This window comes from Methanomethylovorans sp., from assembly GCF_050177135.1.
Classification (GTDB): Archaea; Halobacteriota; Methanosarcinia; order Methanosarcinales; family Methanosarcinaceae; genus Methanomethylovorans.
In genome coordinates this window covers 1-7,271 of sequence record NZ_JBFXHJ010000115.1, presented here as the reverse complement: position 1 = coordinate 7,271, position 7,271 = coordinate 1, and the positions used below count along the sequence as shown (strand labels likewise).

Below are 7,271 nucleotides of genomic sequence, written 5' to 3'. Positions count from 1 at the left end.
CGAACAATTGCATAGTTTCTGTTGCACTATTGCTTGCGTACATCCTGCTTTAGGTGCAGTTTCTCCAAAAGACTGGAAATGGAAATATGTTGACTTATTGTGGAGACTTCCCAGAGATGGTAGATCCACGTTTTCCTATTAATCACAAAAACATTAACTCTGACTCACTATCTAAAATCATTGTTTTTTGAGGTAAATACATGACTTCTGACACTATAACTTTCTCTTTATCTATTGTTGGAATGATACTAACATTTCAAACAATAGTTCTGATAGCACTTTCATATTTGCATTATTCGACCAAAAAATATGAACTAACAAATTATTCTCCCCTTGTATCGGTCATTGTCCCATGCTACAATGAAGCCCTCACACTTAAAAACTGTGTAACCAGTATTCTGTCTCAAACATATAAGAATTATGAAGTTCTAATAATAGATGATGGTAGCACTGACAATACTCTCGAAGTAGCCAATTCTTTAACAGATCCCAACATAAGAACTTTTGCAAAACCAAATGGTGGTAAAGCTTCAGCTCTCAATTATGGAATTGGGAAATCTAAAGGTGAGATCATTGTCAGTTTAGATGCTGATTCAATATTTTTACCCAACACCCTTTCAAAATTAATTTCTCCCTTCTCAGATCCTGAAATAATTGCAGTATGTGGAAACATAAAGATCTCTAATCGTAACACATTATTAACAAAACTTCAATCTCTTGAATATATTTCCGGTCTTAACATCCAAAGGAGAGCATTTGCATATTTAAATTGTATGCAAATAATCTCAGGTGCAATTGGAGCATTCCGAAAAACCCAATTGGTAGAAGTAGGTGGCTATTCCAGAGATACCCTTGTTGAAGATATGGATGTAACAGTAACACTTGCCAAAAAAGGCTATAAGATCGAGTACATTAGTAGTGCAATTGCTTATACTGAATCCCCTGAATCTCTTCATGACTTTCACAAACAGCGCTACAGGTGGAGTTATGGTCTTTTTGAAGTCATTCAAAAGCATAAACCCATCTTATTCAAATCAACAAGAATGGGTCTAATTGGACTCCCCTATATCCTGATCTCATTAATTCTGGAGATCTTCTTAACATTATCAACCCCTTTAATAATGATAGCAGATATCTTTTTCAATATCTCTTACAATGCCGTAGCTATCTTTTTAATGGTAATTCTATCAAGGTGTATCATATTCCTATATACCTTCCATCTAGATAAAGAGAATAAAAAATTAATTCTTTTTACTCCCATCTATATGTTATATATTCAGTATGTTAACTTGATAACAATAAAAGCCCTGTTCCACTTCACAACAGGCAAGAAAGCATCCTGGAACAAGATCAAAAGATTAGGTAAAAATACTTTACCTGTTCATAAGAAGAGGTATGCAGCTGATTGATCCTCTATGAATGTGCAGAATATATTGAGATATCCCCACAACGATAGTTTTGGGATCTATCTACTCTGTATAAAGTTTAAAAATAATCAAATGAAGATTCATTGCAAAGCAAAAAGGTATAAATAAAGGCTTATATATAATTTTATTGGGTACTAAATATGAAGAAAATATTAGTTCTGATATTAGCAATACTTTTCATTGCAGCTTCTCTCAGTGGGGCAGCTGTAGTGTCAGGAGATGAAAATTATTTAGGGGAATCTGGTGATCAGCCAAGAAATGGAGTAGATGAGGACAATGATAATCCTCGTGATACAAGCGATCAAAGTCCAGGTGACCGAACGAGATTCAAAGATAGTTGATCCTTTATTTGCTTTTTTTAAGATGGGGTTCTTCTCCCATTATATAATTTTCAAATCAATGGTCTGCCTATCAGGCGCTATGCTAAGAACACAGTAATTTTCAAAGGGTTAGAAAAGCGGTATCCCAGAAGTCGCGTCCATGAGCCCTGATAACTGACATTGTGGATACTTGGAGTTGCATGCATGAGGCAGTGTGTCAACTGAGTGAAAGCACCTGATCGAACCCTGCATAAGAAAGTCTGAAGTAAGATGAATTGAATTTCTCATCATGTCAGATGTACAACCCTCTCCTAACTCTACACCTCACCTACCCGAGGATTACGATACCCAAGTATCCAGAGTGATTCCATATTATGCCTCTATTCATCAGGAAGCCCTCTATCTTGTCAAAGCACTGCCATTCACACCGGACCTGTGGCTGGACACAGGTTGCGGCACTGGTTCATTTGTTAAGAAGGCAATTAGGGAATTTCCTAATACCAGGTTTTTGTTACTGGACCCATCTGAGGGTATGCTGCAGCAAGCGCGGGCAAAACTATCCGAATGCCCAACCGGAAGACTGGAATTCATGCAACCTTCCTCCACACAGGACCTTAAATGGGAGCGTAGCGACAAACCAGATGTAATAACTGCTATTCAATGTCATCATTACCTATGTGTTGAAGAGAGGGTCAAAGCAACAAAAGTGTGTTATGACCTCTTAAAAGAAGAGGGGGTTTACATAACATTTGAGAACATACGGCCCCTTACAGAAGCAGGTATCATCCTCGGGAAGCAATACTGGGGCAATTTCCAGCTGTCCATGGGGAAATCCCAGGAAGAAGTGGATAAACACCTTGCCCGCTTCGACGTGGAATATTTCCCCATCACAGTAGAAGACCATCTCAGGTCATTGAAGGAAGCTGGTTTTAGGACCGTGGAAATACTATGGTATTCCTACATGCAGGCTGGATTTTATTGCATGAAGTAATATCCTGAACTTTTCCATAACATCGATCTTTCTTTACTCTACAGTATCCCTGCTGTCCTTAAAAAATTAGTGAATACCTTTTTCGAGTTGCTTTCGTATTCCTCCCTTACGGCAGCGTGGTCACGCTTTACTTCTTCAGATGAGAGCTGTTTCAGGTCATCGTCTTCGGCCAGCCACGTGTCCAGCATGGATGCTGTCAGTTCCAGATGCCCCTGGAATCCGTAGGCATTGTTCCCTGCTTTGACCACCTGGTTACGACAATGCTTTCCCGTAGCCAGCAGCTGCATGTCATGTGTCAGCTCCACAGTTTCCCCGTGCAGGTGGAATATGGGTAATGTTGCTTCCAGTCCTTTAAAAATAGTATCTTTCTGACCTGCCGGTGTAAGTTCCAGAGAGAACTCTTTTCCATGTAAGTCCTTCCATCCCACTTCTTTTATGGGATTCCTTATGACCCTGCCACCACAGGCTTTAACGAGAGCCTGCATGCCAAGACAGATCCCCAGATACGGCATATCTGCCCTTGCAACCTGTTGTATTGCGGCGATCTCCTGCTTCATTGCCTTTGTCGTGTCATTTGCACTGGCCGGACCTCCCATCACTATCAGTGCTTCATAGCCTGTGGGATCAGGGATCTCTTCGGCACGTTCAATTTCAACGATCTCCTGTTCGATACTATTGCTGCGGAGGATCTCTCCCAGAGTTCCGGGTCCCTCTCTGGCACAGTTCTTGACTATCAGGACTGTCATGGATAAATGAGGAGTTTTGAAAAGATATATGTGCATCGCCAGGTTTTCAAAGAACGGAAGTGCCAGAACAGGAACAAAAGAGATAATGCTGAAGGGTTCCTTTCCTCTGTATCAAGGGGAAAGGAACCGTTTTCCGTTTTTAGGCATTTTTGCCAGCCATCATCGTACCACCGATGATCTCGTACCAACCAACCAACTTTTTTTGGGATTTATCCTTGCCTCAGCAATACAACTTTTGTTATTCAACTATTTAATCTTTTCTTCACTTTGCTATATACTAATTCTAATGATGATGAGGTGCTTTCTCCTTACAGACTTTTTTTGGATGAACTGTTAGGCATCGTTTATTTTTATTTCATGTTACTTGCAGTATTGTGCAAAGCTTCCGAATACTTTTCAAAAGCTGTCTGATTGTAACACACCAGGATTACTTTGTTGATAGTATTCGCTTCAGTGAGGAAATCCCACACGGACCGAACAGCGATGCCCGCAGCCCTCTCTACAGGAAAACCATAAGCTCCTATACTTATTCCCGGGAACGCAATAGATCTTACTTCATATTGCTGTGCAAGTTCCAGGGAACTTTGGTATGCACGATAGAGCATTTTGTCCTCTCCGTGAGTGCCTCCTTTCCATATAGGTCCTACAGTGTGTATCACCCATTTTGCAGGCAGGTTGTATCCCCTGGTGATCCTCGCCTCTCCGGTGGGGCATCCTCCAAGCTTACGGCACTCTCCAAGCAGTTCCGGGCCAGCTGCCCGATGGATCGCTCCGTCCACACCGCCCCCGCCAAGCAATGAATTATTAGCTGCATTAACGATGGCATCGACCTGCTGTGTCACGATGTCATCCATTATGACCGAGATCCGTTCAGCTATTTCCATCATAGTGATGCTCCTTGTTCTCTCCTTATCCTTTGTATATAGTTTAGGACCCTGTGCATATAAATCCAGGTGGGTTTGCATGATCAATGTACATGATCAATGTGTATGGTAAAATACTAATAAAGACAATGATAATTTCATGGACCAGCGTACACAAAGCATTCTTTCTATATTCGAACAGATCAGCAGCATTCCACGGTGTTCAAAACATGAGGAGCGCATAGCAAACTGGCTCAAGGAATGGGCGTTATCCCACGAACTCAGCTTCAAGTTCGATAGCGTTAATAATGTAGTGATCACTGTTCCGCCGTCTTCTGGCTACGAGAGATCACCCTCGGTGCTCATCCAGGGCCACATGGATATGGTATGTGAGAAAGCCGAGTCAGTGGATCATGATTTTAGCAAGGACCCTATTAAGCTGGTCTATGATGGTGACTGGCTGAGGGCTGACGGCACTAGTCTGGGTGCTGACAATGGCATTGCTCTGGCCATGGCCCTCGAACTTGCCCAGGATAGAACAATCGCTCACCCTCTTCTGGAATTGCTCTTTACTGTAGATGAAGAAACCTCAATGCAGGGTGTCAATGCCCTGACCCCCGACTTCATTTCAGGGAAGGTCTTACTTAACCTTGATTCTGAGGAAGACGGCGTTTTCATTGTAGGCTGTGCAGGCGGTATCACTACCCGAATTGAGATGAGCATAGACCGTATTTCTATTCCGGGGTCTTATAGCATCTGCAGACTCATTGCCGAGGGCATGGCTGGTGGTCACTCTGGTGTGGATATTCACGAAAAGAGGGTAAATGCTAACAAGGTGCTTGCGGCAGCTATTGAAAAACTGCTGGATCCAACTATAATGCTGATATCTGTCGATGGGGGTAAAGCCCACAATGCTATTCCCAGATACTCACAGGCTATCCTGGCCTATCCAGGGGACAGCTTCGAAGAGATGGGATCGATCATTGCACAGCTGCAAAGTGAGCTGCGCTTAGAATATGCTGACAGAGAACCTGGATTGAGCCTGAGGATCGAAAAGGCGAGATTTGATGATAAGCTGCAAGCTATTTCTCCCGGCACTGCAGCGAAACTTGTCGGGTTGCTGTTTTCTCTGCCACATGGTGTTGCTTCCATGTCATCTGATCTGCCGGACCTTGTCGAGACATCCAGTAACCTTGCTACTATAAAAACATCACAGGACAGTATCACCATTGTCACAAGCCAGAGAAGTTCTGACATGGAAAAACTTGCACATCTTACTGAGAGAATAAATGCGCTGGCCAGATCAGCCGGGGCAACGGTGTTTAACAGTGACGGTTATCCTTCGTGGAAGCCGGACATGAGGTCTCCCCTGCTGCAGCAATGTAAGGAAGCATTTTCTTCAGTTTGCTGCGAAGATCCTAGGATAGAGGTGATACATGCGGGTCTTGAATGTGCCGTCATCGGATCTAAATTCGTGGGTCTGGATATGATCTCGTTCGGACCTACCATAAAGAACCCACATTCTCCGGATGAGCGGCTCTATATCCCTTCAGTGTCACGGACATGGGAGTTCCTTGTAGCTCTGCTTGCTTCTTTCAGGTGACATTTTATACTTTCTGACAGTAAATACTACTAAGGATAAAAGAGGGGAGTCTATGAGAAAATTTCCAAGGCCTATAGTGGTAGTTAGCAGATGTCTGGAATTCGATAAGGTACGGTATGATGGTCAGGTGATACATTCCCGCATCGTCAGGGACCTGGAACCATTCGTTGACTTTATAAAAGTATGCCCGGAAGTGGAGATCGGGCTGGGGGTGCCGCGGGAAACAATCCGGATAGTGCGTAAGGACGGGTCTTACAGGCTCGTTCAGCCAGCCACTGGTGAAGATCTCACAGACAGGATGAACTCTTTCACCGAGGGTTTCATAGAGGATCTGCAGGAAGTGGATGGCTTCATATTCAAGTCCAAATCCCCGACCATAGGGCTTCGCAACATCAAGATATATGCAGGCGTGGAGAACGCGCCGGTGGTGGAAAGGGGTACTGGTTTCTTTGCAGGGAAACTACTGGAAAGGTATCCGGGCTATCCTCTGGAAGAGGAGGACAGGCTGCGCAATACCAGGATAAGACAGCATTACCTCACTCATCTGTATACATTTGCAGACCTGCGACAGCTCAAAAAGTCTCCAAGCACGGAGGATGTGCAGGATTTCCTGAACAGGAACGAATTTCTTTTCCTGGCATATAACAAAGACATTCAGGTGAAGATGTTCGGACTGGTGCAGGATGGCTCGAAGCCGATGGACAAAATACTGGAAAAACTTGAGGCCCTGCTGAAACAGTTGATGGTAAGACCACCGGACCATGGGGCTAACATTCAGGCCTCAAGGGCAATGTTCCAGTCAATAGCTGCTGATGTGGCGGAGAAGGAAAAGCACTTCTTTGAGGCTGTGCTTGGCCGTTACGAGCAGAACAAGATCTGCTTCAGCACGGTTCTGGAGTTATTGAAGCTGCATCTTCTTATGTCCGGCAAGGACCCTGCATATCATTCATTCCTACTGCCTTATCCCGAAGAGCTTATAATGGAAGTGGATGAGGACAGGGATAAGGATTTCTGGAAGCAGGGCTGATCTCATGGATAAATTACAGGAACTGGCTGATCTGTGTATCGATTGTAAGAAATGCTGGGATGTGTGCCCTGTGAACATGGTCACAGCAGGCAACATCTATACTCCTCAGGGCAAGATCGGGTCATTGTCAAAGATACTCGCAGGAGAGGAGCTTACTGAGGATGAGTTCAATAACATCTATCTTTCCACAAGGTGCGGTGCATGTGATGACGTATGCCCTGTGGATATTCCTATAACGAATATCATCCAGTACGAGCGCAAGCTGCTGGCAGAGCAGGGTAAGGAGCCTGCAAA

The 7,271-nt window shown here is 43.8% G+C and carries 8 protein-coding genes; 6 read left to right on the top strand and 2 right to left on the bottom strand.

All coding sequences use genetic code 11. The features are described from left to right. Window positions 1–200 precede the first annotated feature (200 nt). The 3 genes from AB7U21_RS09125 to AB7U21_RS09115 all read left to right on the top strand — a co-directional run bounded on the left by AB7U21_RS09125 (window position 201) and on the right by AB7U21_RS09115 (window position 2,738). Window positions 201–1,409, top strand: coding sequence for a glycosyltransferase (locus AB7U21_RS09125; RefSeq protein ID WP_428388476.1), 1,209 nt, complete (start codon window positions 201–203; stop codon window positions 1,407–1,409). A gap of 158 nt (window positions 1,410–1,567) precedes the next feature. Further along, entirely contained in the window at window positions 1,568–1,768 is a 201-nt protein-coding gene (locus AB7U21_RS09120) for a hypothetical protein (protein ID WP_428388474.1), read from the top strand. 268 nt (window positions 1,769–2,036) lie between these two features. Beyond that, window positions 2,037–2,738 carry a class I SAM-dependent methyltransferase gene (locus AB7U21_RS09115; protein WP_333787562.1) on the top strand — a complete coding sequence of 234 codons (702 nt, stop codon included), beginning with the start codon at window positions 2,037–2,039 and terminating at the stop codon, window positions 2,736–2,738. Between the two features lie 38 nt (window positions 2,739–2,776). On the opposite strand, the gene AB7U21_RS09110 is transcribed toward AB7U21_RS09115, so the two are convergent. Further along, the gene (locus AB7U21_RS09110; protein WP_428388472.1) at window positions 2,777–3,484 is read right to left on the bottom strand and encodes a type 1 glutamine amidotransferase; all 708 of its coding nucleotides are present in this window, start codon (window positions 3,482–3,484) and stop codon (window positions 2,777–2,779) included. 350 nt (window positions 3,485–3,834) lie between these two features. Next, entirely contained in the window at window positions 3,835–4,371 is a 537-nt protein-coding gene (locus tag AB7U21_RS09105; RefSeq protein WP_333787564.1) for an O-acetyl-ADP-ribose deacetylase, read from the bottom strand. A gap of 136 nt (window positions 4,372–4,507) precedes the next feature. Here AB7U21_RS09105 and AB7U21_RS09100 point away from each other — a divergent pair, with 136 nt between their 5' ends. The 3 genes from AB7U21_RS09100 to AB7U21_RS09090 form a co-directional block, all read left to right on the top strand. Then, a complete protein-coding gene (locus AB7U21_RS09100) occupies window positions 4,508–5,950 on the top strand; it encodes an aminoacyl-histidine dipeptidase (protein WP_333787565.1) in 1,443 nt (480 codons plus the stop codon). Window positions 5,951–6,002: 52 nt separating this feature from the next. Next, a complete protein-coding gene (locus AB7U21_RS09095; RefSeq protein WP_428388469.1) occupies window positions 6,003–6,977 on the top strand; it encodes a YbgA family protein in 975 nt (324 codons plus the stop codon). Between the two features lie 4 nt (window positions 6,978–6,981). Next, window positions 6,982–7,271 (top strand): 4Fe-4S dicluster domain-containing protein (locus AB7U21_RS09090; protein WP_428388467.1); only part of this gene is annotated, 290 nt, incomplete at its 3' end.